The 24,864-nt window shown below is 64.2% G+C and carries 32 protein-coding genes and 2 pseudogenes; 25 read left to right on the top strand and 9 right to left on the bottom strand.

Annotated features, from left to right (window positions below; genetic code table 11):
• Positions 1-111: 111 nt before the first annotated feature.
• The 4 genes from FOS14_RS21890 to FOS14_RS21905 all read left to right on the top strand — a co-directional run bounded on the left by FOS14_RS21890 (position 112) and on the right by FOS14_RS21905 (position 4,406).
• Positions 112-1,083, top strand: coding sequence for an alpha-ketoacid dehydrogenase subunit beta (locus FOS14_RS21890; protein ID WP_143772979.1), 972 nt, complete (start codon positions 112-114; stop codon positions 1,081-1,083).
• Complete coding sequence (locus FOS14_RS21895; RefSeq protein WP_143773011.1) at positions 1,083-2,141, top strand: dihydrolipoamide acetyltransferase family protein; 1,059 nt, start codon at positions 1,083-1,085, stop codon at positions 2,139-2,141. Before FOS14_RS21890 ends, FOS14_RS21895 begins: the two co-directional genes overlap by 1 nt.
• 119 nt (positions 2,142-2,260) lie before the next feature.
• The gene (locus tag FOS14_RS21900) at positions 2,261-3,415 is read left to right on the top strand and encodes an MFS transporter (protein ID WP_143772980.1); all 1,155 of its coding nucleotides are present in this window, start codon (positions 2,261-2,263) and stop codon (positions 3,413-3,415) included.
• Positions 3,416-3,524: 109 nt separating this feature from the next.
• On the top strand, positions 3,525-4,406 hold the full coding sequence (locus tag FOS14_RS21905; RefSeq protein WP_143772981.1) for a type IV toxin-antitoxin system AbiEi family antitoxin domain-containing protein: 882 nt from the start codon (positions 3,525-3,527) through the stop codon (positions 4,404-4,406).
• Between the two features lie 44 nt (positions 4,407-4,450).
• On the opposite strand, the gene FOS14_RS21910 is transcribed toward FOS14_RS21905, so the two are convergent.
• The 3 genes from FOS14_RS21910 to FOS14_RS21920 are packed head-to-tail and all read right to left on the bottom strand — an operon-like array spanning position 4,451 to position 7,289.
• Positions 4,451-5,863 carry an NAD(P)(+) transhydrogenase (Re/Si-specific) subunit beta gene (locus FOS14_RS21910; protein ID WP_143772982.1) on the bottom strand — a complete coding sequence of 471 codons (1,413 nt, stop codon included), beginning with the start codon at positions 5,861-5,863 and terminating at the stop codon, positions 4,451-4,453.
• Positions 5,860-6,183: an NAD(P) transhydrogenase subunit alpha gene (locus tag FOS14_RS21915; RefSeq protein WP_143772983.1), complete on the bottom strand. Its 324-nt coding sequence runs from the start codon at positions 6,181-6,183 to the stop codon at positions 5,860-5,862. Before FOS14_RS21915 ends, FOS14_RS21910 begins: the two co-directional genes overlap by 4 nt.
• On the bottom strand, positions 6,183-7,289 hold the full coding sequence (locus tag FOS14_RS21920; protein ID WP_143772984.1) for a Re/Si-specific NAD(P)(+) transhydrogenase subunit alpha: 1,107 nt from the start codon (positions 7,287-7,289) through the stop codon (positions 6,183-6,185). Before FOS14_RS21920 ends, FOS14_RS21915 begins: the two co-directional genes overlap by 1 nt.
• Positions 7,290-7,426: 137 nt before the next feature.
• On the opposite strand from FOS14_RS21920, the gene FOS14_RS21925 reads away from it, so the two are divergent.
• The 4 genes from FOS14_RS21925 to FOS14_RS21940 are packed head-to-tail and all read left to right on the top strand — an operon-like array spanning position 7,427 to position 9,987.
• Positions 7,427-7,861, top strand: coding sequence for an HIT family protein (locus FOS14_RS21925; RefSeq protein ID WP_143772985.1), 435 nt, complete (start codon positions 7,427-7,429; stop codon positions 7,859-7,861).
• On the top strand, positions 7,858-8,568 hold the full coding sequence (locus FOS14_RS21930) for a DsbA family protein (RefSeq protein WP_143772986.1): 711 nt from the start codon (positions 7,858-7,860) through the stop codon (positions 8,566-8,568). Before FOS14_RS21925 ends, FOS14_RS21930 begins: the two co-directional genes overlap by 4 nt.
• The gene (locus FOS14_RS21935; protein ID WP_143772987.1) at positions 8,561-9,373 is read left to right on the top strand and encodes a maleylpyruvate isomerase family mycothiol-dependent enzyme; all 813 of its coding nucleotides are present in this window, start codon (positions 8,561-8,563) and stop codon (positions 9,371-9,373) included. The genes FOS14_RS21930 and FOS14_RS21935 overlap by 8 nt, the downstream gene beginning before the upstream one ends.
• 2 nt (positions 9,374-9,375) lie before the next feature.
• Positions 9,376-9,987, top strand: a complete 612-nt coding sequence (locus tag FOS14_RS21940; protein WP_143772988.1) for a Type 1 glutamine amidotransferase-like domain-containing protein — start codon at positions 9,376-9,378, stop codon at positions 9,985-9,987.
• Position 9,988: 1 nt separating this feature from the next.
• Here the strand turns inward: FOS14_RS21940 and FOS14_RS21945 are convergent, their stop codons facing one another.
• Positions 9,989-10,303, bottom strand: a complete 315-nt coding sequence (locus FOS14_RS21945; RefSeq protein ID WP_370512278.1) for a hypothetical protein — start codon at positions 10,301-10,303, stop codon at positions 9,989-9,991.
• Positions 10,304-10,448: 145 nt separating this feature from the next.
• Here FOS14_RS21945 and FOS14_RS21950 point away from each other — a divergent pair, with 145 nt between their 5' ends.
• The 3 genes from FOS14_RS21950 to FOS14_RS21960 are packed head-to-tail and all read left to right on the top strand — an operon-like array spanning position 10,449 to position 12,715.
• Positions 10,449-11,000, top strand: a complete 552-nt coding sequence (locus FOS14_RS21950; protein ID WP_143772989.1) for a DUF4232 domain-containing protein — start codon at positions 10,449-10,451, stop codon at positions 10,998-11,000.
• A gap of 56 nt (positions 11,001-11,056) precedes the next feature.
• Positions 11,057-12,418 (top strand): FAD-binding oxidoreductase, encoded by a 1,362-nt coding sequence (locus FOS14_RS21955; protein ID WP_143772990.1) that lies wholly within the window; start codon positions 11,057-11,059, stop codon positions 12,416-12,418.
• A gap of 12 nt (positions 12,419-12,430) precedes the next feature.
• A complete protein-coding gene (locus tag FOS14_RS21960) occupies positions 12,431-12,715 on the top strand; it encodes a GNAT family N-acetyltransferase (protein ID WP_143772991.1) in 285 nt (94 codons plus the stop codon).
• Position 12,716: 1 nt separating this feature from the next.
• Here FOS14_RS21960 and FOS14_RS21965 read toward each other — a convergent pair whose 3' ends face one another.
• Together FOS14_RS21965 and FOS14_RS21970 are read right to left on the bottom strand one after the other, a co-directional pair.
• A complete protein-coding gene (locus FOS14_RS21965) occupies positions 12,717-14,255 on the bottom strand; it encodes a carboxylesterase/lipase family protein (RefSeq protein ID WP_143773013.1) in 1,539 nt (512 codons plus the stop codon).
• Positions 14,256-14,301: 46 nt separating this feature from the next.
• On the bottom strand, positions 14,302-14,589 hold the full coding sequence (locus FOS14_RS21970) for a SelT/SelW/SelH family protein (RefSeq protein ID WP_143772992.1): 288 nt from the start codon (positions 14,587-14,589) through the stop codon (positions 14,302-14,304).
• Positions 14,590-14,614: 25 nt separating this feature from the next.
• Between FOS14_RS21970 and FOS14_RS21975 the strand changes: the two genes are divergently transcribed.
• Together FOS14_RS21975 and FOS14_RS21980 are read left to right on the top strand one after the other, a co-directional pair.
• Positions 14,615-15,748, top strand: coding sequence for an alkaline phosphatase family protein (locus FOS14_RS21975; RefSeq protein ID WP_185981886.1), 1,134 nt, complete (start codon positions 14,615-14,617; stop codon positions 15,746-15,748).
• Between the two features lie 87 nt (positions 15,749-15,835).
• A complete protein-coding gene (locus FOS14_RS21980) occupies positions 15,836-16,039 on the top strand; it encodes a cold-shock protein (RefSeq protein ID WP_143772993.1) in 204 nt (67 codons plus the stop codon).
• Between the two features lie 123 nt (positions 16,040-16,162).
• Here the strand turns inward: FOS14_RS21980 and FOS14_RS21985 are convergent, their stop codons facing one another.
• Positions 16,163-17,218, bottom strand: coding sequence for an alpha/beta hydrolase family protein (locus FOS14_RS21985; protein WP_255450515.1), 1,056 nt, complete (start codon positions 17,216-17,218; stop codon positions 16,163-16,165).
• 612 nt (positions 17,219-17,830) lie between these two features.
• On the opposite strand from FOS14_RS21985, the gene FOS14_RS21990 reads away from it, so the two are divergent.
• The gene (locus tag FOS14_RS21990) at positions 17,831-18,178 is read left to right on the top strand and encodes a hypothetical protein (protein ID WP_143772994.1); all 348 of its coding nucleotides are present in this window, start codon (positions 17,831-17,833) and stop codon (positions 18,176-18,178) included.
• A 159-nt stretch (positions 18,179-18,337) separates the two neighbouring features.
• Positions 18,338-18,970 carry an HdeD family acid-resistance protein gene (locus tag FOS14_RS21995; RefSeq protein ID WP_143772995.1) on the top strand — a complete coding sequence of 211 codons (633 nt, stop codon included), beginning with the start codon at positions 18,338-18,340 and terminating at the stop codon, positions 18,968-18,970.
• A gap of 71 nt (positions 18,971-19,041) precedes the next feature.
• On the opposite strand, the gene FOS14_RS22000 is transcribed toward FOS14_RS21995, so the two are convergent.
• Entirely contained in the window at positions 19,042-19,881 is an 840-nt protein-coding gene (locus FOS14_RS22000) for an alpha/beta fold hydrolase (protein ID WP_143772996.1), read from the bottom strand.
• Between the two features lie 83 nt (positions 19,882-19,964).
• On the opposite strand from FOS14_RS22000, the gene FOS14_RS22005 reads away from it, so the two are divergent.
• Genes FOS14_RS22005 through FOS14_RS22020 form a run of 4 tightly spaced genes read left to right on the top strand, consistent with a single transcriptional unit; the run spans position 19,965 to position 21,699 of the window.
• On the top strand, positions 19,965-20,333 hold the full coding sequence (locus FOS14_RS22005; RefSeq protein ID WP_143772997.1) for a hypothetical protein: 369 nt from the start codon (positions 19,965-19,967) through the stop codon (positions 20,331-20,333).
• A 10-nt stretch (positions 20,334-20,343) separates the two neighbouring features.
• Positions 20,344-20,985, top strand: coding sequence for a vWA domain-containing protein (locus FOS14_RS22010; RefSeq protein ID WP_143772998.1), 642 nt, complete (start codon positions 20,344-20,346; stop codon positions 20,983-20,985).
• A gap of 34 nt (positions 20,986-21,019) precedes the next feature.
• The gene (locus FOS14_RS22015) at positions 21,020-21,259 is read left to right on the top strand and encodes a type II toxin-antitoxin system VapB family antitoxin (RefSeq protein ID WP_143772999.1); all 240 of its coding nucleotides are present in this window, start codon (positions 21,020-21,022) and stop codon (positions 21,257-21,259) included.
• A gap of 11 nt (positions 21,260-21,270) precedes the next feature.
• Complete coding sequence (locus tag FOS14_RS22020) at positions 21,271-21,699, top strand: TA system VapC family ribonuclease toxin (protein WP_221936752.1); 429 nt, start codon at positions 21,271-21,273, stop codon at positions 21,697-21,699.
• On the opposite strand, the gene FOS14_RS22025 is transcribed toward FOS14_RS22020, so the two are convergent.
• Positions 21,696-21,971 carry a zinc ribbon domain-containing protein gene (locus tag FOS14_RS22025; RefSeq protein ID WP_370512279.1) on the bottom strand — a complete coding sequence of 92 codons (276 nt, stop codon included), beginning with the start codon at positions 21,969-21,971 and terminating at the stop codon, positions 21,696-21,698. The two genes, FOS14_RS22020 and FOS14_RS22025, sit on opposite strands and share 4 nt — an antisense overlap.
• Here FOS14_RS22025 and FOS14_RS25325 point away from each other — a divergent pair.
• From FOS14_RS25325 to FOS14_RS22050, 6 genes and pseudogenes are all read left to right on the top strand, one after another.
• Positions 21,970-22,080, top strand: a pseudogene (locus tag FOS14_RS25325) (DUF3375 family protein); the annotation flags it as partial. The gene FOS14_RS22025 and the pseudogene FOS14_RS25325 sit on opposite strands and share 2 nt — an antisense overlap.
• A gap of 16 nt (positions 22,081-22,096) precedes the next feature.
• Positions 22,097-22,480, top strand: coding sequence for a DUF2220 domain-containing protein (locus tag FOS14_RS25330; protein ID WP_255450516.1), 384 nt, complete (start codon positions 22,097-22,099; stop codon positions 22,478-22,480).
• A 65-nt stretch (positions 22,481-22,545) separates the two neighbouring features.
• Positions 22,546-23,277 (top strand): MerR family transcriptional regulator, encoded by a 732-nt coding sequence (locus tag FOS14_RS22035; RefSeq protein ID WP_143773003.1) that lies wholly within the window; start codon positions 22,546-22,548, stop codon positions 23,275-23,277.
• A gap of 30 nt (positions 23,278-23,307) precedes the next feature.
• The gene (locus tag FOS14_RS22040) at positions 23,308-23,685 is read left to right on the top strand and encodes a type VII secretion target (protein WP_143773004.1); all 378 of its coding nucleotides are present in this window, start codon (positions 23,308-23,310) and stop codon (positions 23,683-23,685) included.
• Between the two features lie 14 nt (positions 23,686-23,699).
• On the top strand, positions 23,700-24,281 hold the full coding sequence (locus FOS14_RS22045) for a DUF3558 domain-containing protein (protein WP_185981888.1): 582 nt from the start codon (positions 23,700-23,702) through the stop codon (positions 24,279-24,281).
• A 126-nt stretch (positions 24,282-24,407) separates the two neighbouring features.
• A pseudogene (locus FOS14_RS22050) lies at positions 24,408-24,864 on the top strand (IS3 family transposase); the annotation flags it as partial.

Consider the following 24,864-nt stretch of genomic DNA (forward strand, 5'->3'; position numbering starts at 1 on the left):
CGACCGGGTGCGGGTGTCCCGCAAGACAACTGGAGGAGTGATGAACGACAATCCCGCGTTCATCAACGACGACCGGGTGCGGGTGTCCCGCAAGACACTGGAGGAGGAGTCATGATCACCCTTGCCGCCGCGCTCAATGCGGGCCTGCGCCGCGCGCTGGAGGAAGACCCCAAGGTCGTCATCATGGGCGAGGACGTCGGCAAGCTCGGCGGCGTCTTCCGGGTGACCGATGCCCTGCAGAAGGACTTCGGCGACAACCGCGTCATCGACACGCCACTGGCCGAATCCGGCATTGTGGGGACGGCTTTCGGCATGGCGCTGCGCGGCCTGCGGCCGGTGTGCGAGATCCAGTTCGACGGATTTGTCTATCCGGCGTTCGACCAGATCGTCTCCCAGGTGGCCAAGATCCATTACCGCACCCGGGGAATGGTCAAGGCACCCATCACCATTCGGCTTCCATACGGCGGCGGGATCGGGGCCGTCGAGCACCACTCGGAGTCGCCAGAAGCGTATTTCGCACACACCGCCGGACTACGCGTGGTGGCGCCAAGCAACCCCGCCGACGCCTACCACATGATCCAGCAGGCCATCGAGCTCGATGACCCGGTGGTTTTCCTCGAGCCCAAGCGTCGCTACTGGGACAAGGCAGAGGTGGACCTGGACGCTCCGGCGACGCTGCCGCTGTTCCAGGCGCGGGTCGCACGGACCGGGAGCGACGCCACGATCGTCGCGTACGGGTCGATGGTGCCCACCGCGTTGCGGGCCGCGGATATCGCTGCGGAGGAAGGTCATTCGCTCGAGGTCATCGATATGCGCTCGGTGTCCCCCATCGACTTCGACACCATCGAGGAGTCGGTGCGCAAGACGGGCCGACTCGTCATTGTGCATGAGGCCGCGGGAAACTTGGGAGTGGGAGCTGAGATCGCCGCACAGATCAGCGAGCGCTGCTTCTACGAATTGTCCGCACCCGTGTTGCGTGTCACCGGCTTCAATATTCCTTTCCCGCCATCGAAGTTGGAGAATCACCACCTGCCCGATCCCGACCGCATCCTGTACGCGGTCGACCGGACGCTGGCGGCGTGATGGCCGAGTCGCAGGTTCGCGAGTTCCGCCTTCCCGATCTCGGCGAGGGACTGACCGAGGCCGAGATGGTTACCTGGGCGGTCCAGGTCGGCGACCACGTCGAGCTGAACCAGACCATCGCCGAGGTGGAAACCGCAAAGGCCTTGGTGGAGTTACCGTCTCCGTACGTCGGCGAGGTAGTCGAGCTGCTGGTGGCGCCCGGCGCCACCGTGCCGGTGGGAGCGCCGATCATCCGGATCGCGCAGCAGGAAGGCGCGGGCGACGAGCATCCGGATCGGCAGCCGGTGTTGGTCGGCTACGGCCCGGGGGAACCACCGCCGAGCCGCCGACGCCGCCCGGCCATGCGTCCGGAGACACCGCACCAAACAGACGGCCACACACCGGTTCACGGCGTCCGCCGACGCACGGCCGAGGCCATGTCGACGAGCTGGCGCGAAATCCCGCACGTTACCGAGTTCGTGACCATCGATGCGACGGCGACGGTGGAACTCGTCGACCACCTCCGCGCCACGCCGGCGTTCGCGAACGTCAAGCTCACTCCGCTGGCGGTCGTGGCGAAGGCGGTCGTTCTGGCGCTAGCTGCCCACCCGCTGCTGAACTCGCGCTGGACCGAGCAGGAGATCGTGGCGCGCGACCACGTGAACCTCGGCATCGCGGTGGCCGCCCCACGCGGATTGCTTGTGCCGACCGTGAAGAACGCGCACACCATGACGCTGCACCAACTGTGTGCGGAAATCGGCCAGATGGTCGAGCGGGCCCGCGGCGGACACGCCAGCCCCGCGGACATGAGCGGTGGCACGTTTACCATCACCAACGTGGGCGTATTCGGCATCGACAGCGGGACGCCGATCATCAACCCCGGCGAGGCGGGCATTTTGTGCCTCGGCGCGATTGCGCAACGGCCATGGGTGGTTGACGGTCAACTGGCCGTGCGCTGGGTGACCACACTCGGTGTGTCGTTCGATCACCGGATGATCGACGGCGCGGAGGGGTCGGCATTTCTCGCCGACATCGCGGCGATGGTGCACGATCCGGCGACCATGCTCGCGCGGAGCTGATTCAGGTATGCGCCGAGCCCGGATCAGCGTCTTTGCGATCTTCGGGCTCAACGGCTTTCTGCTGGCGATGTGGGTGGTGCACATCCCGGCGACCATGCTCGCGCGGAGCTGATTCAGGTATGCGCCGAGCCCGGATCAGCGTCTTTGCGATCTTCGGGCTCAACGGCTTTCTGCTGGCGATGTGGGTGGTGCACATCCCGGCAATCACCTCGCGAACGGGCGTCAGCAGCGCCACGCTCGGCGCGCTGATCCTGGTACTGGCTCTCGGCTCGATTGCCGGCATGCAGCTGGCCGGGCCGCTGGCCGACCGGTTCGGGAGCCAGCTCCTGGTCACCGTCGCCGCGGCCCTGGTGTCGCTGAGTGTTGTCGGTCCCGGGCTGGCGATCAATGCATGGCAGCTGGCAATCGCGTTGGCACTGTTCGGCTTCGCCAACGGCGCACTCGATGTGTCGATGAACTCCCAAGCGGTGCAGGTGGAACGGGGATACCGGCGACCGATCATGGCGGCATTCCACGCATTGTTCTCGTGCGGCGGGATAGTCGGTTCGCTCGCCGGTGCGGCCACGATGCGCGCGGGATGGGATGTGCGGGTGACGTTGTCGATGGCGACCGCAATCGGGCTTGCGGTCACTGCGGCGTGCGCTTTCGGTCTGCTACCGCACGTCGCGGTGGCGCGGTCCGCGAGCGCGCCGGTCGGCTCGAAGGTACTGGCGCTCGGTGCCATCGCATTTGCACTGTTGCTCGCCGAGGGCGTGGCCAACGACTGGAGCGCTCTGCAGGTCAAAGACGATCTCGGCGTTGCCGATTCCACCGCGGCGCTGGCGTTCGGCGCATTCTCGCTGACCATGACGGTCGGCCGGTTTACCGCCGATCGGGTCAGCGGCGCGATCGGTCCGGTTGCGGTGGTCCGCATCGGCGCGTTGATCGCCGGGTTCGGCATGGTGACCGTGATCGGTTCGAACTGGATCGGCGTCACGCTGCTCGGCTGGGCGCTGTTCGGCCTCGGGTTGTCGGGGTGCATTCCCCAGCTGTTCACCGCTGCAGGCAATGTGGACGCGGCAGCGGCAGGTGCGGTGATGTCGCGGGTGTTCGGGCTGGGTTACATCGGATTCCTGGCCGGGCCCGCAATTATCGGTGGACTGAGCGCTGTCATCCCGCTCACCGCGGCGATGTGCGTGCCGCTAGGTGCTGTGCTGCTGGCGAGCGCGTGTGCGCGGGTGGTTACTCCGGTTGAGCGCGCAGTTGTTCAGGCTCCCGCGGCCGAATCAGCGTGAAAAACAACGCACTCAACGGTTATCCACAGTGGTCGCGCAATCCACAGGGAAAGTTGTTTCCGCAGGTCACGCCGGACTTCCGCGTCGGGCGCGCTGACACAGTGGGTAAATGCTGAGACCGAATCTGGCTGAACTGGCAACCAAGCAGAACGGCGCGTTCACCTGGCAACAGGCGTTATTGGAATACACCAGGTCCGAGATCGAGACACTTGTGCGGAATGGACGCTGGCTGCGGATATTCCGCGGCGTCTACCGCGAACTGGACCACCCCGAGACGCTCCCGCTGCGAATAGAGGCGGCTCGACTGTCGCTCAACGCGCCGTACGTCGTCGCCTGCCGGGAGACCGCCGCGCAACTGTATGGCTTCGGAGTGGTCGACAGCCCGAAACTGCATTTGTTGACGCCCAGTGTCCGCGTCTCCCGGACCGGCTTAGTAGTGCATCGAGACGCGTTTGCCGACGCCACCAACGTCCGCGGGGTTATGGCCACGTCACCTCCCCGCACCGCCGTCGACCTCGCCCGAACCCTGCACAGACTCGACGCGCTGGCCACGCTGGATCGCGCGATTCGCTGGGGTATCCCGCGCAGCTACTTGCTCGCCGAACTGCCCCAGCACGCGCACAAGCCAGGCTTACTGCAGGCCACGAAATTGATTCCGCTGGCCAACGGACTGTCCGAATCCCCGATGGAGTCCCGCACCCGGCTGCGCTGTATCGATGCCGGGCTTCCGCATCCGGAACCGCAACTGGAGATCTGGGCCGACGGGACACTCCGCCGCGTCGACTTGGGCTGGCGTGAGTACCGGATAGCGCTCGAATATGAAAGCGGGACCCACCATTCCGGCGCGGCGGCCACGACCCGCGACAACGCGCGACATAACTGGCTGATCAACCAGGGCTGGACGGTGTTCTACGCAACCGCCACGCAGGTGTATCGCAGCCCGGAGGAATTCACCGAACCCATCCGTCGGGCAATGCAATTGCGCGTGTAGTTGTTCAGGCCGAACCCGCCGGATCAGCCTGAACAACTACGCACTCAAAGACCCTTGAGCTCCTCGGTCACCTCGGACACGCTCTTCTTGGCGTCGCCGAACAGCATCGAGGTGTGGTCGGCATAGAACAGTGGGTTGTCGATGCCGGCGAAGCCGGAGTTCATCGACCGCTTGAGCACGATCACGCTCTTGGCCTGGTCGACGTTGAGCACCGGCATGCCGTAGATCGGGCTGGAACTGTCCTCCCGCGCGGCGGGATTGGTGACGTCGTTCGCGCCGATCACGAGGGCAACATCGGTACGGCCGAATTCGCCGTTGATGTCGTCCATTTCCTTGAGCGCGTCGTAGGGCACCTCGGCCTCGGCCAACAGCACGTTCATGTGTCCTGGCATGCGACCGGCCACCGGGTGGATGGCGTACTTGACTTCCACGCCCTTGGCCTCGAGCAGCGACGCCATTTCCTTCACCGCGTGCTGGGCCTGCGCCACGGCCATGCCATATCCGGGGACCACGATCACCTGGTTGGCGTAGGCCATCTGGATCGCCGCATCCGCGGCCGAGGTGGCCTTGGCCTGCTTCTGCTCGCCGTCGCTGGAGGCGGCCAGCGCTCCCCCGCCACCGAAACCACCGGCCACGATCGCCGGGATCGAGCGGTTCATGGCCTTGGCCATGAGGTTGGTCAGGATGGTGCCGGACGCGCCGACGATCATGCCGGCCACGATCATCGCGGTGTTGTTCAACGCCAAACCGGCCGCAGCGGCGGACAACCCGGTCAACGCGTTCAGCAACGAGATCACCACGGGCATGTCTGCGCCACCGATCGGCAACACGACCATCAACCCGAGCACACCGGCGGCGACCAGCAACCCGATCATCCACCACTGGGTCACCCCGGAACCGGACGCGCCGATGCCGATGAACACCGCACACGCGATCGCACCCGCGAGCAGCAGCAGGTTGACCGGTTGCTGCAACTTGCCCAACCCGATCGGGCGGCCGGGCAGGATCTCCTGCAGCTTGCCGAACGCGATCAGCGAGCCCCAGAACGACACCGACCCGATGATCGCCGCGAACAGCGACGCCACCACGATGTGCACGGTCGGCTGCTCGGGGATCGCGGAGAAGCTGTGGGTGTCGATGAACTCCGACCACGCGATCAGCGCGACCGTGCCACCGCCGACACCGTTGAAGAACGCCACCAGCTGCGGCATCGCCGTCATCTTGGTGTAGCGCGCCGGCGGCACACCCAGCAGCACACCCACCACCAGGCCGGCGATGATCAGAATCCAGTTGCTGGTGTGCCGAATCGAAATCAGCGTGGCGATCACCGCAATAGCCATGCCGACCGCGGCGATGATGTTGCCCCGCACTGCGGTCTTCGGACCGGTCAGGCCCATCAAGCCATAGATGAACAGCGCGAACGCGATGATGTAAAGAACGTTGACCAGGTTGTTCACTTGCCCTCACCAGCCTGCTTGGTAGCCGCCGGCTTCTTGCCCTTGAACATGCCCAGCATCCGGTCGGTCACCACGAAACCACCGATCACGTTCAGCGTTCCGAACACCACAGCGATGAACAGAATGATCTGCACCCCGATCGACGGGTTTTCGACCTTGCCCAGCACCACCAGCGCGCCCAGCACCACGATGCCGTGAATGGCGTTCGTGCCCGACATCAACGGAGTGTGCAACGTGTTGGGCACCTTGGAAATCACGGCGAAGCCGACGAACCCGCTCAACACCAGGATCGCGATATTGGCCAAAAGTTCGGTGTACATCAGTCGGTCTCCTTTGCGCGCGTCACGCAGGAATCGGCCAGCACCTGATCGGAAAAGTCCGGCGCCAACTTGCCGTCGACCAGCATCAGCTCGAGCAGCGCAGAGATGTTCTTCGCGTACAGCTCGCTCGCGTGCTCGGGCATGGTGGCGGGCAAGTTCAGCGGCGAACAAATGGTCACGTCGTGGCGCACCACGGTCTTGCCCGGCTCGGTCAGCTCGCAGTTGCCGCCGGTCTCACCAGCAAGATCGACGATCACGCTGCCCGGGCGCATGCCCTTCACCGCCTCGGCGGTAACCAGTCGCGGCGCGGGACGACCCGGCACGAGCGCCGTGGTGATCACCACGTCGAAGCCCTTGATCGCCTCTTCCAGGGCTTTCTGCTGCTGCGCCTTCTCTTCGTCGGTCAGCTCGCGCGCGTAACCGCCTTCACCGGCGGCATCGATGCCCAGATCCAGCCACTGCGAACCCACCGACCGGACCTGATCGGCCACCTCCGGGCGAACGTCGTAACCCGTGGTGCGACCGCCGAGACGCTTGGCCGTCGCCAGCGCCTGCAGACCAGCCACACCCACACCGAGCACCAGCACCGTCGCCGGCTTCACCGTGCCGGCGGCGGTGGTCAGCATCGGGAAGAACCGGGTGGACTCCGACGCCGCCAACAGCACTGCCTTGTAACCGGACACGTTCGCCTGCGACGACAGCGCGTCCATCACCTGCGCGCGCGAAATGCGCGGGATCGCCTCCAGCGCAAAGGCCTGCACGCCGGCAGCTTTCAAAGCCTCGATCTTGTTGTCCGCATTGCGCGGGGCCAGGAAGCCGATCAGCGTCTGACCTGAACGCAGCTTGGCCACCTCCGCGTCCGACGGCGGGGCGACCTTGACCACCACGTCGCACGCCCACGCGTCGCCGATGCTGGCGCCGGCGTCGACGTATGCCTGGTCAGGAATCAGCGCGCCCGCACCGGCACCGGCCTCAACGACAATCTCGACGCCCTTATTCACCAGGCTGCTTACTATTTTCGGGACCAGCGCGACGCGGCGTTCGTCATCGTTCGTTTCCCGAACCACTCCAACGCGCGGTTTTTGTCCGCCAACCGCAGTTTCCACTGTCTCGGATTCCTTCTTTGCAAGGACACGTGCGTGCCACAGCGGAGTCGGGGTAGCGACTCACGCCGATTCCAGGCCAGCGGTGAGCGTAACCCACCCGAGAAACCGCACCAATCGTGCACGGTCATACTGAACCGATGAGCGCCTGCGTGTTCTGTGAGATCGTCGCCGGTAATGCTCCGGCCGATCGGGTTTATGAGGACGACGAGATCCTCGCGTTTCTCGACATCCGGCCGATCACACGCGGCCACACCCTCGTCATTCCGAAGCATCACGCGCCGGAACTCGACGACCTCGACGCCGAACTCGGTACCCGATTGTTTCGCGTGGGACATCGGCTCGCGCTCGCGGTTCGCCGCTCGGACCTGCGGGCCGACGGCGCCAATCTGGCCATCAATGACGGTAAAGCTGCATTTCAGACGGTCGCGCACACGCATTTGCACGTGGTGCCGCGCCGGCACGGCGACAAGCTGCGCTTCGCCGGAGGACTGATCCTGCGTCGCTCGACTGAGCCAGAGGCAACCGCCGCCGCGATCCGTGCGGGGCTGGAAAGACTGGAAGCCGAGCGGTGACTACGCCGCGGGTGGTCGCCTTCCACTTCGACCCCATGTGCCCGTTCGCCTATCAGACTTCTCTCTGGATCCGAAATGTGCGCGAACTCACAGGGCTGCGGATCGATTGGCGCTTCTTCAGCCTGGAGGAAATCAACCGGGTCGAGGGAAAGAAGCACCCGTGGGAACGTGAGTGGTCGTACGGCTGGTCGCTCATGCGGATCGGCGCGCTGCTGCGCCGACGGGACATGGATTTGCTCGACCGCTGGTATGCGATCACCGGGCGCGAACTACACGAGCACGCCGGCAAGCCACACGAGAAGGAAACCGCTCGCCGGCTGCTCGCCGAGATAGGCGAAGATCCGGCGCTGCTCGACGAAGCACTCGCCGACTCCACCACCCACGACGACGTCCGCGCCGACCATGACGCCGTCGTTGCCGCGGGCGGGTTCGGCGTGCCCACTCTCTTCTTCCCCGACGGGCAGTGCCTGTTCGGCCCGGTGCTGATCGATCCGCCGGCCGGTGAGGAAGCGCTGCGCCTGTGGGACGTCCTCACCGGCATGCTGGCGTTCCCGAATGTCTTCGAGATCCAGCGCCCCAAGGACGCCAACTCCACCGCGGCGATCGCCCGGACGCTTCAGCCCTATGTACGAGGCCGGGATTGGGTGAGCATCAACCGTGGTGAAGTGATCGACATATCCGCAGTGACGGGAGCACCTAATGAGTGACAAGCAGGCGATTGTTTCCGGCCTTATCGACGAATGGCGGGTGCTTGAGGAGTTGCTCGAGCCCCTCGATGAGGAACAGTGGCTAACGCCGTCGGCGCTGCCGGGCTGGACCGTCCATGATGTGGTCGCGCACATCATCGGCACCGAGTTGATGCTGCTCGGCGAGCAACCCCCGCACACCGGGCTCGATCCGCACACCCTGGCTCATGTCCGCAACGAGATCGGCGCGTTCAACGAGCAATGGGTCGAGTCGATGCGCCGGGATTCCGCGTCGACCATGCTGGCGCGGTTCAAGGAGGTGACCGGCAAACGGGCGCAGGCGTTGGCCGCCGCCACCGACGAGGAGTGGAACGCGCCCGCCATGGGACCCCTCGGTATGACCACGTACGGCGGGTTCATGCACATTCGGCTCTTCGACTGCTGGATGCACGAACTCGACATCCGGGACGCGGTGGACCAGCCACGCACTGAAGCCACGGACCGCGACCGGTTGGGCATGCAACAACTCTGTGCGTCGCTCGGCTACGCGGTGGGCAAGCTGGGCAAGGCGCCCGCGGGGTCACGCGTCGCGTTCGAGTTGACCGGCGCGCTGCCGCAACGGATCTACGTGGCGGTCGACGGCCGCGCGACCGTGGTCGACGCGCTCGACGGGCCGGAAACGATTGGGATCCGCTTGGATTCGTGGTTGTTCGTCCGGTTGTGCGGGGGCCGCACCAAGGCGGATCGTCACCTCGACGAGGTTGAACTCAGCGGTGATGTCAAGGCAGCCAAGCACATCGCCGAGCACCTCGCGTTCACCATCTGACCGTGCGGCTGTTTCTGGCGTCGTTCCGATTCGGCGCGCACCAGGACAGGTTCCTCGACCTGGTTGGCGGCGCCGGCAGGGCGGCGGTGATTGCCAACGCGTGCGACGCCTGGCCGCCGCGAGCGCGGGCATCGGCGGTGAAAAGCGACATTGTGCCGTTGCGCACCTCGGGTTTCGAGGTGGACGAGGTCGATCTGCGCACCGGGCCCACCGCCGGCGAGCTCGCCAGGTATGACGTGGTGTGGGTCCGCGGCGGCAATACCTTCGTGCTCCGGGCACAGCTGCTACTCAGCGGTGCAGATACAGTGTTAGCCAAACTGATTCGAGATGATGCGATTGTGTATGCGGGCTACAGCGCGGGCGCATGCGTGATGTGCCCGAGCCTGGATGGCCTGGAGTCGATGGACGATCCCGAACAGGTGCCCAACGTCTGCGGCATCGACCCGGTGTTGGACGGTCTTGCGCTGGTGGACCGTCCGATCATTCCGCACTGCGGCGAAGAGCCGGAGGCCGACGAGCTGGCGCAGCACTACCGCGAAACCGGCGTCGCGCATTGGGCATTGACCGACGAGCAAGTGGTTCTGATTAATAACGCCGAACCAGAGCTGCTCTAACTCAACCCAATTGAGCGATGGGCGCGAGGCGGTCCAGGGCCGCCCAGCTGATAGCGCAACGCCGCTGGGTCATTTCATCCGCGTCGAGAAGGAGCAGGTCCAGCAGCGACTTCGGGTGCTGACGCCACTGATGCTCCATCTCGAGCACCGTCGAGACGTCGAACAGACCACTGCTTTCCAGCGCGTCGACCCAGTCGTCGACCTCGCCGCGGTGAATGCGCTCGAGGGTGTCATAGACGACGCCGCCAGCGAAGAACTCGTAGGAGAACATCGCAGCAACCAACTGCTCGGTACCGGTGGGATTGAGTTTCGTCACCTTGTCCTCCACGGCGAGTAAGGCGGGCTAGCAGGGAAAACGCTATCGTTCTCAAGGACAAATTCGCATTTCGCGCGCGCCACAATGTGGTAACAGAGTTACTGATGTTACTAGTGTGACTAACGACCGAATTACGGTCATTCCTATGGATCGCTGTGCGCGGGTCTGCTTGGTGGCCGCGATCGCTTTCGCCGTTGTTGGCTGTGGGTCCACGGACAAGGCGGCACCGCCCGGCTCCGGCAGCAGCTCCACTGCCCCAACGGATTCCGGATGTCGTGCCGGTGATCTGCACGCCACTCTCGGTCAGGGTGGCGGCGCTGCGGGAAGTGTCATCTTTCCCCTCATCTTCACCAACACGGGTTCCAAAACCTGCGTGTTGGACGGCTTTCCCGGCGTCTCATACGTCAACGAACCCCACGGCGACCCGGTCGGCCCGGCCGCGGATCGCACCGGCGACACCCCCGAACCGGTACGCCTGGCGCCGGGTGGTCAGGCGTCGGCCCTGCTGCGTGCCGTCAATGTGCAGAACTATCCGGAAGACATCTGCGGGCCGACACCGGTCAAAGGCCTGCGCGTGTACCCGCCCAATGACGTGAACTCGCTGTTCATCGCTTATCCCGCTACAGCGTGCAGCAAGACCGGCCCCAACATTCACCAGCTCACGGTCGGTCCGGTCACCCCCGGTGCCCGTGCGTGAAATTTCACCGCGGGCGGTGAAATTTCACGCACGGGGCTCGGGGGTAGTTTGGCAGCATGTCGACGATCGACGCCCTCACCGCCGCGCTCCCCGATGGAGCGGTGATCACGGATCCCGACCTGCTCACGACGTACCAGCACGACTGGGCGCGTGACCCCGACGCGTGCAACCCGCTCGCCGTGGTCCGGGCGACGTGCACCGACGACGTCCAAACCGTTATGCGTTGGGCCAGCGCCAACCGCATTCCGGTGGTGCCACGCGGTGCAGGCTCCGGACTGTCCGGCGGCGCCACCGCCGTCAAGGGCGGGATTGTGCTGTGCACCGAACGAATGCGGGCGATCTCGGTCGATCCGGTAACGAGGACCGCGGTAGTCCAGCCCGGCTTGCTCAATGCCGAAGTGAAGCGCGCCGTGGCCGAGCATGGCCTGTGGTACCCGCCGGACCCGTCGTCGTTCGAAATGTGCTCCATTGGCGGCAATGCAGCCACCAACGCGGGTGGACTGTGTTGCGTCAAGTACGGCGTCACCACCGACTACGTGCTCGGCATGCAGGTGGTGCTCGCCGACGGGACGGCCGTGCGACTCGGTGGACCGCGCCTCAAAGATGTTGCGGGGCTTTCGCTCACCAAGCTGTTCGTCGGCAGCGAGGGAACGCTCGGCGTCATCACCGAGCTGACACTGCGGCTCATTCCCGCGCAACCGCCGCAAACAACGGTGGTGGCAACGTTTTCCAGCCTCAGCGACGCCAGCGCCGCGATCCTCGAGATCACCCGCGCCCTGCGGCCGTCGATGCTCGAATTCATGGACTCGGTCGCCATCAACGCCGTCGAGGACGAGCTGAAAATGGGCCTGGACCGCACCGCGGCAGCGCTCGTGCTGGCCCGCTCGGATGCACCCGGGCCCTATGCCGAACGTGAAGCAGAGACGATGGCGCAGATCTGCGAACGCAGCAAGGCCAGCGAGGTCTTCCACACCGCCGACCCCGAAGACGGCGAAGCATTTTGTGCCGCACGGCGGTTCGCGATTCCAGCAGTGGAGCGCAAGGGCTCGCTGCTGCTCGAAGACGTCGGCGTGCCGGTGCCGAGACTCGCCGACCTGGTGCTCGGTATCGAGAAGATCGCGCAACAACGCGAACTGATGGTCTCAGTCATCGCGCACGCCGGCGACGGCAACACGCATCCGCTGATTGTTTACAACCCCGACGACGCCGCGATGACCGAACGCGCCCACCTCGCGTTCGGTGAGATCATGGACCTGGCAATCGCGCTGGGCGGCACCATCACCGGTGAACATGGCGTCGGACGGCTGAAGAAGGCGTGGCTGCCCGACTACGTCGGCGAGGACGTCATGGAACTGACCCGCAAGATCAAGACCGCGCTCGATCCGCTGGGGATTCTCAACCCCGGCGCGATCCTGTAGATAGGAGAAGCCGTGGCCGGCAAAGCAACTCTCAGTCACCGTCCTGACCTCAGTCGCTTCGAGGTCCACCTCGGCGACGAACTCGCCGGCTACGCCGAATACAGCGAACGCGGCAAGGTACGCGACTTCAACCACACCCTCACACTGCCGCAGTTCCGCGGCCACGGGGTGGCGGCGCAGGTGGTCGAGTACGCGCTGAACTCCAGCCGGGCCGACGGCTTCAAGGTAGTTCCGACGTGTTGGTATGTGGAGCAATTCATTTCGTCGAATCCGCAATATGCGGACCTGGTCGGATAGCTCAGCTGAAGCCCATCACGTCGTCGCCCCACGCGGCGCGCAGCGAGGCATCTGGATCGTCGCTGACCGAGTCGTGGGCGTCGATCAGCAACGTCCGTCGCGTCGACTCGTTGTACGGCGGCCAGTGCTTGGACCCGTCGATCGCGGCCGGAACACCGTGCGCGGCAAAGGCCAGCCAGCGCCGCTGCACCCGGCCAGAAATCTCCATGGCCGTCTTGCGGCCGCCCAGCCAAAACGTGGGGTCGCGGTTCAAAGTGCCGAAATTGCCGAAGACGTATGGCAATTCCGTCGCGTGCCCGGCACCGACCCGCGCTGCCCGCAACATCGGGGTGGCGTAGTCGAACCGGTAACACCACGTCGGCGAGTGTCGGCTGTGCGCCTCGGCCACCCATATGCACGGCATGCGGAAGGCGGCATCGCGTGAGATGGCCTCGGCTCCTCTGGCTTTCGCCGCGTCCGGGTAGGCAGCCATGATCTCGGCAAGCCGCTGCGGCTCGAGCTCCGGATGGTCGCTGGCGATGGCACTGAACATGGCATTGATTCCGTCGGGAGTGATCGGCATCAACGGCGACTTCAACAGCCGAAACAGCGACGTCTCGTCCCGATTGGTGCCGATGATGAGCGGGATCCTGTGCGACCGACCCTTTCGGAACGCGGCGACCGGGTAGTCCGGAACGATGTCCCCGTCAACGACGGGCGCGGCGGCAATGGTCCCAGGTACCTTCGTAGGCACCTCGTCGATCAGCACATCGCCGGCCGCGAGGATTGTTTCGATCGGCAGTTCATAGAGCTCACTGGCGCGCTCGGGTGCCACGTCGAGAATTTCCAGATATCGGTTGGCCACCCCTGCTGCCCGCTCGGCACCGTAAACCGAAGTGGCGGGTGGGCTTTGCGCAATAGCGGCGTGGAACAGCCCTTCGGCGGCCGGCGACGTCATCAGCGTGGTGACGCATCCGGCGCCGGAAGACTCTCCAAAGACGGTGACCCGGTGCGGATCTCCGCCGAACGCGGCGATGTTGTCGCGCACCCATTCCAGTGCCGCGATCTGGTCGCGCAGGCCGAGGTTCGTCTCGAAGGTGCGGGTGTCGGTCGACATCGATGACAAATCGACGAACCCGAGAACACCGAGCCGGTAGTTGACCCCCACCACGACGACATCACCCATATCGGCCAGCTGCGCGCCGTCGTAAATCCGCTGAGCCGCGGTGCCCAGAAAGTAGGCGCCGCCGTGCAGCCAGACCAGAACCGGACGTTTTGCGTCATCGGCGCCCGGCGACCAGACGTTGAGCCACAGGCAGTCCTCCCCGATGCGCAACTCGGGCTCGATCGGTACGGCGACGCCCACGCCCTGCGGGGCGATCTCGCCGAACTCGGTGCAGTCGCGCACGCCAGTCCACGTCGGTGGCGGCACCGGGCCGCGGAATCGCAGGTCACCTACCGGTGCCGCGGCATAGGGGATGCTGCGCCAAACGCAGATGTCACCGTCGTGGAACCCCCGTACCGAGCCGTAGCGGGTGTCGACGACGACGGGTTCGTCCAGATAGGAATGTGTCGCCCACTCGGTGCTCGCCACGTCGACGCCCCCTTTAGTGCTTATCGTCTATATGTCCTAAATCGCGTTGCGGGGCGACAATGTTGCGCACCCGCTGCTTGAGAACCGCGATCTCCGGAAAACCACCGTCCGCTTTGCGCTCCCAGACCTGCTCGGCGTCGACGCAGACCCGAAAGACGCCACCGCTGGACGGAATGAGCGCAACCTCGCCCAGCTCGTCGGTGAAGCTGGACAACAACTCTTGCGCCATCCAGCCGGCGCGCAGCAGCCAACGACATTGGGTGCAGTACTCGATAGTGACTCTCGGCTTGGTGTGCGCCATCGCACCCAAAGCTACCCTGGCGGGCATGCTGGTATCGCCGCGCTACGGCATCGGATCCCTCGCGGACGTGGTGCCGTCGGTGCTCGCGTCGCTGGGCATGAAAGGAATGACCGACCGGATCGGCCTGGACTTGGACGTCGATCGGGTCTGCCTGCTGCTTGTCGACGGCATGGGCGCCGAACTCCTCGCCGCGAACGTCGATGCGGCGCCGTTCCTCGCTGACCGTTCGCCCACCGTGCTGACCACCGGCTTTCCCAGCACCACCGCAACCAGCCTGACGTCGCTGGGAACTGGCGTGCCGCCTGGCGAGCACGGCATTGTCGGCTATCTGCTGGCTGTTCCGGGTCACGATCGATTGATGAACCCGCTGAAGTGGCGCTTGCATGGTCCCGGCCCCAAGGTGGATCTGCTCAAAGCCGTTGCTCCAGAGCAGTTTCAATCGACCCAGACGTTGCTGGATCAAGCCGCGACTTCCGGCATCACCGTGACCAAGGTGGCGCCGATGTACCAGAGCGAATCGGGCCTGAGCCGGGCCGCGTTGCGCGGCGGCGGTTTTCGCGCAGCATTCTCGATGGGTGACCTCGTGGACGGCGCACTGACCGCACTGCGCGACGGCGACCGCTCACTGGTGTATGCCTACCACGGAGAACTGGATCTCACCGGCCATGTGCGCGGGCCTGACTCGCTCGCGTGGGCGCTGGAATTGGCCCAGGTCGACACGATGGCACGGGCGATTGCCGAACGGTTACCCCCGCGGTCGGCGCTGGTGGTTACGGCGGACCACGGAATGGTGACGGTGCGCGAACCGGTCGACTTCGACACGACGCCGGAACTGCGCGACGGGGTGGCACGGCTCGGCGGCGAACCCCGCGCCCGCCACGTCTACACCGAGCACGCCGACGAGGTAACAGTTGCCTGGCGAGAACTGCTCGGTCCCGAATACCTGGTGCTAACCCGACCCGACGCGGTCGAGGCCGGCTGGTTCGGACCGATCGTCTCAGCCGACATTGCGGGCAGGATCGGGGATGTCGTGTGCGCTGCGGTCGGTTCCGGTGCCGTGATCAGGTCCGGAGTGGAGCCGCTGCAGTCGAGTTTGCTGGGGCATCACGGATCGCTGACGTCCGCGGAAATGAATGTGCCCCTTCTCGTCTACACGTAGTGTGGTTTACTCATCCTTGGCCGTGGGTAATATTCGGCCCGATGGGCGCGAGGACGCTCATCGTCACTGGTAAGAGAAAGAAATTGCATGTCACAGGGCACAGTCAAGTGGTTCAACGCGGAAAAGGGCTTCGGGTTCATCGCCCCCGCCGACGGTTCCGCTGACGTTTTCGTCCACTACTCCGAGATTCAGTCCAGCGGGTTCCGCACGCTGGAGGAGAACCAGCAGGTGGAGTTCGAGGTCGGCCAGGGCGCCAAGGGCCCGCAGGCCACCAACGTTCGTCCGCTCTGAATCTAAGCGGCTTCTGACAAGCACTGCCCCGCCTACCTCAGGTACGCGGGGCAGTGCTTTGTTTGAGGGCTTTGGGACCGATTGCTTTCGCAAGCTATTGGGACCGATTGCTTTCGCAAGCTGTCAGGCACCGATCGCTTTCGCAATCATTGGCCAGGAGTTGTGCAGGTCGTCCTGCCAGTAGCCCCACGAGTGCGTACCCGTCGGGGTGAAGTCGAAGGTCGCCGGGATCTGCAACTGGTTGAGCCGGTTGGCCAAGTTGTGGGTGCACATGTTCACCGCCGCCTCGATCACGCCACCGGTCATGAGCTGATCGGCCAGCACGATCGGGTTGCCGTTGACGCCCGGGCTGGTCAACGTGTCGTTCGGTCCGGGCAAACCGGTGCCCGAGGCTATGTAGAGCGCCTTGCCGCGCAATTTTTCGGCATTCTTGTAGGCGTCGTTAGCGGCCCAGTCTGGACTGTTGCTGGGTCCCCACATGTTGGCGACCTTGCCGCCACCGCGTGATTCCACCACCAGCTTGACGAACTGCTGGCCCAGCGGCGTCGAGGTCTCCGCGCAACCGCTGTAGGAACCGACCGCTTTGTACAGATCAGGCGCAGCCTCGGCGAGCGCAAGGACTGCGCTGCCGGCCATGGAGAGCCCGGCGATCGCGTTCACACCCGTGGTAGCGAACGCCGAGTTGATGACGGGCGGGAGTTCCTCGGTCAAGAATGTCGTCCATTTGTTGCGCCCGAGCATCGGGTCGTTCTGCAGCCAGTCGGTGTAGTAGCTGAATTGGCCCCCGACCGGGATCACGACATTGACGTTCTTGTCCGCCATGAACTGCACGAGGTCGGTGCGCTCTTCCCACGTCCGGGTGTCTACCCCGCCACCGGCGCCATTGAGTAGGTACAGCACGGGTCGCGGCGCGGATGTGTTGGCCGGCCGGATGGTGTGCACCTCGATGTTGCGGTCCATCGCTGCCGAATAGACCTGCAGCGTGTACCTGTTTCCGCCTTCAGGTTTTACGTCAGCGAGCTTGGAACCGTCCGCCGAAGGACGGGCGGCCGCCATCATGTCCGACACGGGATCGGCTGCGGCCGTTGTGCTTTGCCCGAGCATCGCCGACAGTGCCAGCGCCATCACCGCCGCAGCGAGTGCGATATTGCCTCTTCTACGTGAACGGTTGGGGCGCATGAGATGTCAGTTCCTCCCGGGAAATGGTGATCAGCGTTGACGAGTCCTGGGTTGGCCACTCTGGCGTGTCCTGGAGTGACCGTCCCAGACCCCGGTCATGGTGTGTTCGCCGTAACTAGGAGGAGCCCGACGATCCGCTCGAACCCGAGCCATTGAACAGGTTCATGAGCGCCAGAACGGCGAGCAAGGTTTTCGGATCCAACATGGTGGTGTCCTTCTGTGAGTGCCAATACGTTTGGCGCGGCGGTTGCCGCCCGACTCGAACTATAAGTCGGACGCAACACTAATCACAGCGGTCACATCAATAACTTCAGTAACAATCCAATATCACGGACCGGTTGCTCGGGCACCGCGACACGCCGCTATCCTGCCTGTTTTTCGCGCGTGTCTGCAGTTCAGGGCGCTGACATCGGGGCGAATCGGGCGCGATCGGCGTTATTCAGCGTAGCCAAATCGTAACTCTGGCCACTTTAGTAACAGCAGTCACGGCGCTACATTGCAATTCGTGCGACGTCGTCGCGCTGACCATCAAGATGCCGATCAACCAGAGGATTGTTCATGAGAAACCACGTAATCCGACTCGCGACGCTTGCCGCCGCCACAGTCCCGGTATTGCTGGTGACCGGCGTCGGCCAGGCCACTGCAGCTGATGCCGCCGGCGCGGTCGGCGGGCGCGACCGCATCAAGGTTGCCATTCAGGCCGACAGCGACGGCGCCACCTGCCAGGTTTTGATCGGCGGCTCAATCGTCACCACCATCAATGTGCCGCCCAACCAGCAGTGGTTCCAGGTGTACAGCGCCGAGCCCGGCACCCAGCAGGTCGCCGTCACCTGCGGCGGCGTGTTCATTTTCAACACGCAGGTCAACGTGGACAAGCCGAACGCGTTCCTCGACGCAATCGACAACTCGCTGGAAGGCATTGGCAGCAGCCAGCTCTCGACCGACCGCACGCGGCGCTGACCACCCCGCCGGCCGGAACGCTCATGGCCGGGGATGCAAGAGCGCTTCGGCCGGCGGGTGTCTAGCTCTGCGTGTTCAAGTGCGGTGTTCAGCTTTGCCGCATGTTCGGCTAGTTTGTCCGATATCTGAACTTTCCATCGCACGGATCGAGGGACCGAGATGGTTGTTGACGAACGATTGGCCGGGGTCATGCGGGACGTCTGGTGGCTGATCTTGCTGCGCGGCATCTTCGCTGTAATTTTCGGGATCGTCGCCTTGCTTTGGCCGGGACTGACCGTGCTGTCGCTGGTTCTGCTCTTCGGCATCTACTCGATCGTCGACGGTGTGACAGCCATCGCGCGCGCTGTGCACAGTCGGCGGTATGAATCGGCGTGGGTCTGGTGGGCGCTTGTCGGTATCGTGTCGGTAGTCGCCGGCATCATCGCCTTCCTATGGCCCGCAATTACCGCGCTTGCGTTGCTGTATGTGATCGCCTTCTACGCAATCGTTTTCGGTGTCGGGCAAACCGTGGCGGCGTTCCGGCTGCGCGAGGTCCGCGGCATTGGCTGGGGTTTGATGCTGGTCAGCGGCATTCTCGCCATCATCTTTGGGATTTGGCTGCTCGTCGCGCCGGATACCAGCATTCTCACGCTGATTTGGTTACTGGGCGGGTACGCGATCGCGTTCGGGATCTTGGTGATCGTCGCGTCGTTCCAACTGCGCGGGCGGGCGAAGGATGCGGGGTTGCTCGACGCCGGAGCCGGGTCCACTGAATCGCACGCGATAACGGGCGAGTCGCCCCACAAGAGCTGAGATGCGGCACGGGACACCATGTGTCAATATCTTGCCGACTTTGACACATGGTGTCCCGTCGACGATCGGCTTCAGTCTTTCGACTCGATCCGCTCTCGGATGATCCGCGCCAGCTCGTCCGGCTGCTGCTCCGGGATCCAGTGCGAGCCGTCGAGGATCTCCAGCCGGAAAGGCGCCTTCACGAAGTCGCCTGCCAACTCGGCCGTCTTGCGCCCCAAAGCAACGTCGTGCGTGCTCCATACATGCGTGGTCGGCACCCGCACGCGGCGCGAGAGCTCTTTTGGATTCGAAAACGGCAGTGCGCGATACCAATTCAAAGCGTAGGGCAACGCTCCACCATCGACGATCTCGTCGCTGACCTCCCGGATCTGCTGCTCGCTCATGCCCGCTCGGGAAAGCATCGTCTTGAACAGCGGCGACCTCTCCCCTAAAACCTCTGGTAGCCAAGGGATCTGGAAAATCGCCATGTAGTACGACCGCAACGCCTGACCACTCGTCGTCATCGAGCGCATGAACGCACCAGGGTGCGGCACCGACACCGAGGTCAGCGTCCGAACATGCTCCGGATACCCAGCCGCCAGCGACCACGCAACGGCAGCGCCCCAGTCATGGCCCACCAGATGGACCGGACCCATATCGAGCGTGTCGATCAGCGCGAGAACATCGGAGACCAACTCCTCTAGCCGGTAGGCACTCCTCCCCTTCGGCCGCGCACCGGGCGAGTAGCCGCGCTGGTTCGGGGCGATGGTCCGATACCGAGCGGCGTTGAGCAGCATCGAAACTCGATCCCAGCTGCGCGCCGTCTGCGGGAAACCATGCAAGAGCACCACCGGGTCACCATTGAGGGGCCCGGAATCATTGACGTCGAAGCGCAGTCCATTGGCGGTGTAGCTCGTGATGCGTTCGGGCATGGTGCTGACCGTACTGCACCAGTAGGCAAAAGAAATCTATCCGCAGTTACTGCGCATCCGCACTTTCTGCGGTACCGTGGGTCATGGCCGCAAATCCATACGAGCGCATCCGTGACGAACTGAATCGAGCCGAGCAAGCTACGCCGGCCCATTCTTTGACGCACCTACGTTCGGTTCTCGACGAGGTCAGCGCACTACTCGACGAGAACATGGCCAGAGCGGTCGTCGAAGAAGGCGCGAGCATCCGCAGCGTCGGCGCCAGTGCGGGGCTTACGGAGAACGCGGTCGGGCCACGGCTTGCGCGGACGCAGTACCTCGCGAGTTATGCCAGTCCCAACGGCCGGGTGACCGCGGCCGATGTCCACCGCGCCCGATACGACCGGGAGACCGGCAGCAAGAAGCCCTTCGACCAACCAAAACCCCTGCGGTTCAAGCCGCGTCGCAACACGTGAGGAGAGCTCGATGACCAATCCGCAACTCACCTGGATCGTTTTTCTGCTGGACCGGTCGGGTTCCATGCAATCGATCAAGGCCGACACCGAAGGTGGCTTCGCCGCGTTCATCGAGGAGCAACGCACGGCGCCCGGACAGTGTGCCGTGACGTTGGCTCAGTTCGACACCGACTACGACGTCGTCTATTCCGGATTGCCGGTGACGGAGGTGCCGCCGCTGAACCTGCAGCCGCGCGGCGCGACAGCGCTGCTCGACTCGATGGGGCGTTTGATCACCGAGACCGGCCAGAAACTCGCTGCCATGCCCGAGTCCGAGCGGCCCGGCAACGTGGTAGTCGCAATCATGACCGACGGCATGGAGAACTCGAGTCGGGAGTGGACGCACGCGGCGATCAAGTCGTTGGTGGAGCAACAGACCAACGTCTACGGCTGGCAGTTCCTCTATATGGGCGCTGACCAGGACGCGATCGAGGTCGGCGCGAGCATCGGGGTCCGCCCGGATTACGCCGTGAACTACAGCCGCGCGAACGTCGAGTCGGTGATGGCCGCAACGTCTGCCAACCTGTCCGCGAATCGTGCCGCCCGAATGGTTGACCCGTCCGCTCCGATGCCTGGGTATTCACCCGCACAACGCAACGCATCGGGACGCTAGGCATACGTATACCGCCATACGTATGCTCGTATGCATGCGGACGTCGATGAACCTACCGGACGCGCTCCTCGAGCAGGCGCGCCAGTGTGCGAACGAGACTGGCCGCACGGTGACCAGCCTGGTCGAGGAAGCGTTGCGCAAACTGTTGGCCGAGCATCAGGCAACGTCGAGCAAGCCGAGTAGAAGGATCACTACTGATGGACTGCCGCGGGGGCGGTTGCTGGTAGACGTGACCGACCGGGACGCCGTGTGGCGCGAGCTCGATCGAGCATGATCCTGCCCGATGTGAACGTCCTCATTTACGCATTCCGAGAGGGCGCTCCTGAGCACGATCAATACGCGGACTGGCTGAACGAGCTGGTAGGCGGGGCGGACGAACTCGCCTTGCACGACGCTGTTCTCGGCGGTTTCGTCCGAATCGTGACGAACCCACGAATAGCCGACCCGCCTGCTAAGACAGCAACAGCGCTTAAGTTCGTCAAGGATTTGCGACAAGCCAAGCGAGTGTCTTGGCTCCATTCCAGTGATGCGGTGTGGGATCAACTCGCCAAGTTCGCACACCACGACCGCGGAATTCGAGCGAACGCTATACCCGATGCCTACCTCGCCGCATGTGCGAAAGTGCACGGCGCTCAGCTTGCGACTGCCGACCGCGGGTTTGGACGCTTTCCGGGATTCCGTTGGTTCGACCCGGCGGATCGTCCGTTCAGCTAGCCGCAGCACCCACCACCACAGCACCCGCCACCAGTCGGCGCGGGAGTGGACACCGGTGCCGGCGCGCTCCCCCGCGAGACGGTCGCGAATGTCGACAAGAGCTTCACCGTGTCTACGTGACCGCTCGGGCAAGGCGTCTGTGCCGGGTTGTCCGTCATCGACCGGCTGACCTCGAACGTCTCGCCGCATTCGCGGCAGCGGTAGTCGTAGCGTGGCATGCCATTCAGGATATCGCCGGACTTGTCACACCTTCGCCCTACCATGACGGCCATGCAGTTCGACGAGGTCGCGGCGCTACGCAAGCACAGTCCGGCGTGGCGGCTGCTGCGCGCGGACAACGCGGCGCTTATCCTCGGCTTCCTCGGGCGCGTGTTCGTGGAGAACGACGTAAAGCTACTTGGCGTTCCCGTCGGTCGCGGGCAGCGTGGTGATCTTCGGGAGCGGTTACGCGCTGAGTTCGATGGCGGACATGGCTTGGCTGCGGCGGACACGCGTGTACTACTGGGGCGACATCGACACCCACGGGTTCCGGATCCTGGACCGGCTGCGCGCGAAGCTGCCGAACGCGCGGTCGATCATGATGGACCGCCGGACGCTGCTTGCACACGAACAACATTGGGTGCGCGAGGAGTCGCCGGTCAACGCTGCACTTAGTGGCCTGACTGACGACGAGGCGGCCCTGTACCGGGACCTGGTGGAGGGCGTGTTCGGCGAGAACGTCCGCCTCGAACAGGAACGAGTGCGGTTTTCGTGGGTCGAGGCGGCGTTGGCGAAGCTGTAGCGTTCGTGCAGCCACCGTCTTGATGTATTGACCTTCCAGTTGGCTGGAAGGTTTAGCGTTGAGATATGACGGGGTTGCGGATCTCCGAGCTTGCTTCCCGCAGCGGTGTGCCGGTTCGGACGCTGCGCTACTACGAGACGATCGGGCTGGTGCGTCCTCAGCGCGATCCCAACGGGTATCGCCGCTATGGATCCGATGATGTCGAGCGGCTGGGGTTTGTGGCCGGCGCGAAACGGCTAGGGCTGCGGCTCGATGAGATTGCGGAGCTGCTCGCGCTGCGTACCGACGGGTGTGCTGCCGTACGCGACCGGCTGGAAGCGGTGGTCGCTGCTCGGCTGGCCGAAAGCCGGCGGTCGATCGTGGAGCTCGAGGGTTTCGAGAAAGAGCTTGTCAGACTTGCGGGCGCGCTCGAAGCTACGACCGCGCCGGCCGAGTGCGGCGATGGATGCGGTTGCCCCGACCATCCGGTTGGCGACGTGGTGCCATGCTCGCTGACCGGCTCGGAATTCGATGATCGGGCTGATGAGTGGCGGCACGTTGTCACGGCCGCAATCGAGAGTCGCGAGGTTGCCGACGGGTGGGTATTGCGGTTTTGTGCCGATCCCGCCCTTGCGAGTCGTATCGCTGCGCTCGCTGTTGCTGAGCAGCGGTGCTGCCCGTTCTTCGCTTTTCGAATCGAGGTTCGCGATGTCGTCGAATTGACGGTCAGCGTGCCTGGCGAGGCGCGCGACGCTGTGACGGCGATGTTTGCTTTCGAGGCGAGTGGAACCGGATCGGGGTCGGCTGCGTCGAAGTAACCAGAGCAGGCGTGGCAGAAGGGTTCCGACGTGTCCGAGAACGTGGTGGCAGCGGTCAAGCAGATGAGCAGCGCGCTCAGCGGGAGCGAGTTGCGGGTAGATCCGCAGTCAGCCGAAGCGTGTGCGAAGCATTGTGATGCGCTGGCGGAGGGGTTCAAGGACCATGCCCGTGCCGCGCGCGCACTGAATACGGTTGTCGGTTTCGGGACGTTGCAATCGGGACTTGACCTTCGCAAGGGATTCGAGCGCAAGGCAGTTGCAGCGGCCGATCACTTGGAGTCACTGGCAAAAGCCGCCCTCGACCTAGCTACAGCTTTTCGCACGGCCGGACAGAGTTACGTAAGAGCGGACGAAGAAGCAGCTGCCTTACAGCACCGAGTCGCTGACCGCGAGGTCCGTGACCTGTGAGACGACGGCTCGCGGTGCTGTCGCTTGCCGGAGTCGCGGCAGCAATTTCGGGCTGCACCGGCACCTCCGAGACGGGTGACGTAGCGTCAGGTCTCGCTGCAACATCGAAGCCGACCACATCCCTCGAAGCTCCGGCGCAGAATCCTCCTGTGAGTGGGCCGCGCATGACTTTCGACCCATGCTTAGACGTGACAAACGGCTTCTTGCAGCAAGCCGGACTATCTGAGGCAAAGATCAAACGGTGGGACTTCATTGGCGAACCGACGTCAATGCTCGGATGTGATTACACAACCGCTGAGAAGACGATCATGATTCGAACCGGCAATGACACCTACGAGAACCAACTGGTCACCGACGGGGCATTGCGGCACGTGAAAAATACGGACCTGATCAAAATCAACGGACGAGAAGGTTTCATTGGGCCGAATCGGTTGGGCGATGAGGACTGTACGGCGTTCCTGCGTACCGATTATGGATACGTCGTGGTCAATGGCGGGTATCGGTTGAGCACGAATGAAGTCCAGCGCCGCGGACTCGACGTCTGCGGTGAGATCTTGCGGATCTCCACGCTCATTGAACCGTTGCTGCCGCGCTGAGGCTGCGCCCATCTCACTGATTTTGCATGTGTGTATGGCTGTACACACATGCGCCAGAAGGGACTGCCCCCGGTTTGGTTGACTCCTGACCTGTGAGGATTCGTCCTTGCTGGAAGGATCATTCTCGTGCCGAAACCGTTTCCTGCCGAGTTCCGTGCCGATGTCATCGCCGTGGCCCGCAAGGGTGAGGCTCCGTTGCGCCAGATCGCGAAGGATTTCGGGATCTCGGAGGCTTGCCTGCATCGCTGGCTCAAGATCGCCGASCGGGAGGACGACCGTAGCCRGCCAGGTGCGTCACCGCCCGCTGACGACGTAGCCGCGCAACTGCGGGAGGCACACAAGCGGATCAAGCTGCTTGAGCAGGAGGCCGAGGTGATGCGCCGCGCGGTCGGCTACCTGTCCCGGGACGCGAACCCAAAATGATGTACCCGCTGGTCCTCGACCTTGCCGATGACGGAGTGCCCGTCACGGTGACCTGCCGGGTCCTCGGGTTTTCCACCCAGGCGTTCTACAAGTGGCGCAAAGCGCCCGTGTCACAGCGGGATTGGGATGATGCGCACCTGATCAACGCCGCCCGCGACAT

It is taken from the genome of Skermania sp. ID1734 (assembly GCF_007489285.1).
GTDB lineage: Bacteria > Actinomycetota > Actinomycetes > Mycobacteriales > Mycobacteriaceae > ID1734.

Coding starts and splice junctions, on each gene's coding strand:
- FOS14_RS21975 (WP_185981886.1), top strand. CDS start 14,615: ATGCTGGTATCGCCGCGCTACGGCATCGGATCCCTCGCGGACGTGGTG.
- FOS14_RS21980 (WP_143772993.1), top strand. CDS start 15,836: ATGTCACAGGGCACAGTCAAGTGGTTCAACGCGGAAAAGGGCTTCGGG.
- FOS14_RS21985 (WP_255450515.1), bottom strand. CDS start 17,218: ATGCGCCCCAACCGTTCACGTAGAAGAGGCAATATCGCACTCGCTGCG.
- FOS14_RS22005 (WP_143772997.1), top strand. CDS start 19,965: ATGGCCGCAAATCCATACGAGCGCATCCGTGACGAACTGAATCGAGCC.
- FOS14_RS21935 (WP_143772987.1), top strand. CDS start 8,561: ATGAGTGACAAGCAGGCGATTGTTTCCGGCCTTATCGACGAATGGCGG.
- FOS14_RS21905 (WP_143772981.1), top strand. CDS start 3,525: ATGCTGAGACCGAATCTGGCTGAACTGGCAACCAAGCAGAACGGCGCG.
- FOS14_RS22015 (WP_143772999.1), top strand. CDS start 21,020: ATGCGGACGTCGATGAACCTACCGGACGCGCTCCTCGAGCAGGCGCGC.
- FOS14_RS22035 (WP_143773003.1), top strand. CDS start 22,546: ATGACGGGGTTGCGGATCTCCGAGCTTGCTTCCCGCAGCGGTGTGCCG.
- FOS14_RS21900 (WP_143772980.1), top strand. CDS start 2,261: ATGCGCCGAGCCCGGATCAGCGTCTTTGCGATCTTCGGGCTCAACGGC.
- FOS14_RS21915 (WP_143772983.1), bottom strand. CDS start 6,183: ATGTACACCGAACTTTTGGCCAATATCGCGATCCTGGTGTTGAGCGGG.
- FOS14_RS21950 (WP_143772989.1), top strand. CDS start 10,449: ATGGATCGCTGTGCGCGGGTCTGCTTGGTGGCCGCGATCGCTTTCGCC.
- FOS14_RS21995 (WP_143772995.1), top strand. CDS start 18,338: ATGGTTGTTGACGAACGATTGGCCGGGGTCATGCGGGACGTCTGGTGG.
- FOS14_RS21925 (WP_143772985.1), top strand. CDS start 7,427: ATGAGCGCCTGCGTGTTCTGTGAGATCGTCGCCGGTAATGCTCCGGCC.
- FOS14_RS21890 (WP_143772979.1), top strand. CDS start 112: ATGATCACCCTTGCCGCCGCGCTCAATGCGGGCCTGCGCCGCGCGCTG.
- FOS14_RS21970 (WP_143772992.1), bottom strand. CDS start 14,589: ATGGCGCACACCAAGCCGAGAGTCACTATCGAGTACTGCACCCAATGT.
- FOS14_RS22000 (WP_143772996.1), bottom strand. CDS start 19,881: ATGCCCGAACGCATCACGAGCTACACCGCCAATGGACTGCGCTTCGAC.
- FOS14_RS21955 (WP_143772990.1), top strand. CDS start 11,057: ATGTCGACGATCGACGCCCTCACCGCCGCGCTCCCCGATGGAGCGGTG.
- FOS14_RS22010 (WP_143772998.1), top strand. CDS start 20,344: ATGACCAATCCGCAACTCACCTGGATCGTTTTTCTGCTGGACCGGTCG.
- FOS14_RS21895 (WP_143773011.1), top strand. CDS start 1,083: ATGGCCGAGTCGCAGGTTCGCGAGTTCCGCCTTCCCGATCTCGGCGAG.
- FOS14_RS22025 (WP_370512279.1), bottom strand. CDS start 21,971: ATGGCCGTCATGGTAGGGCGAAGGTGTGACAAGTCCGGCGATATCCTG.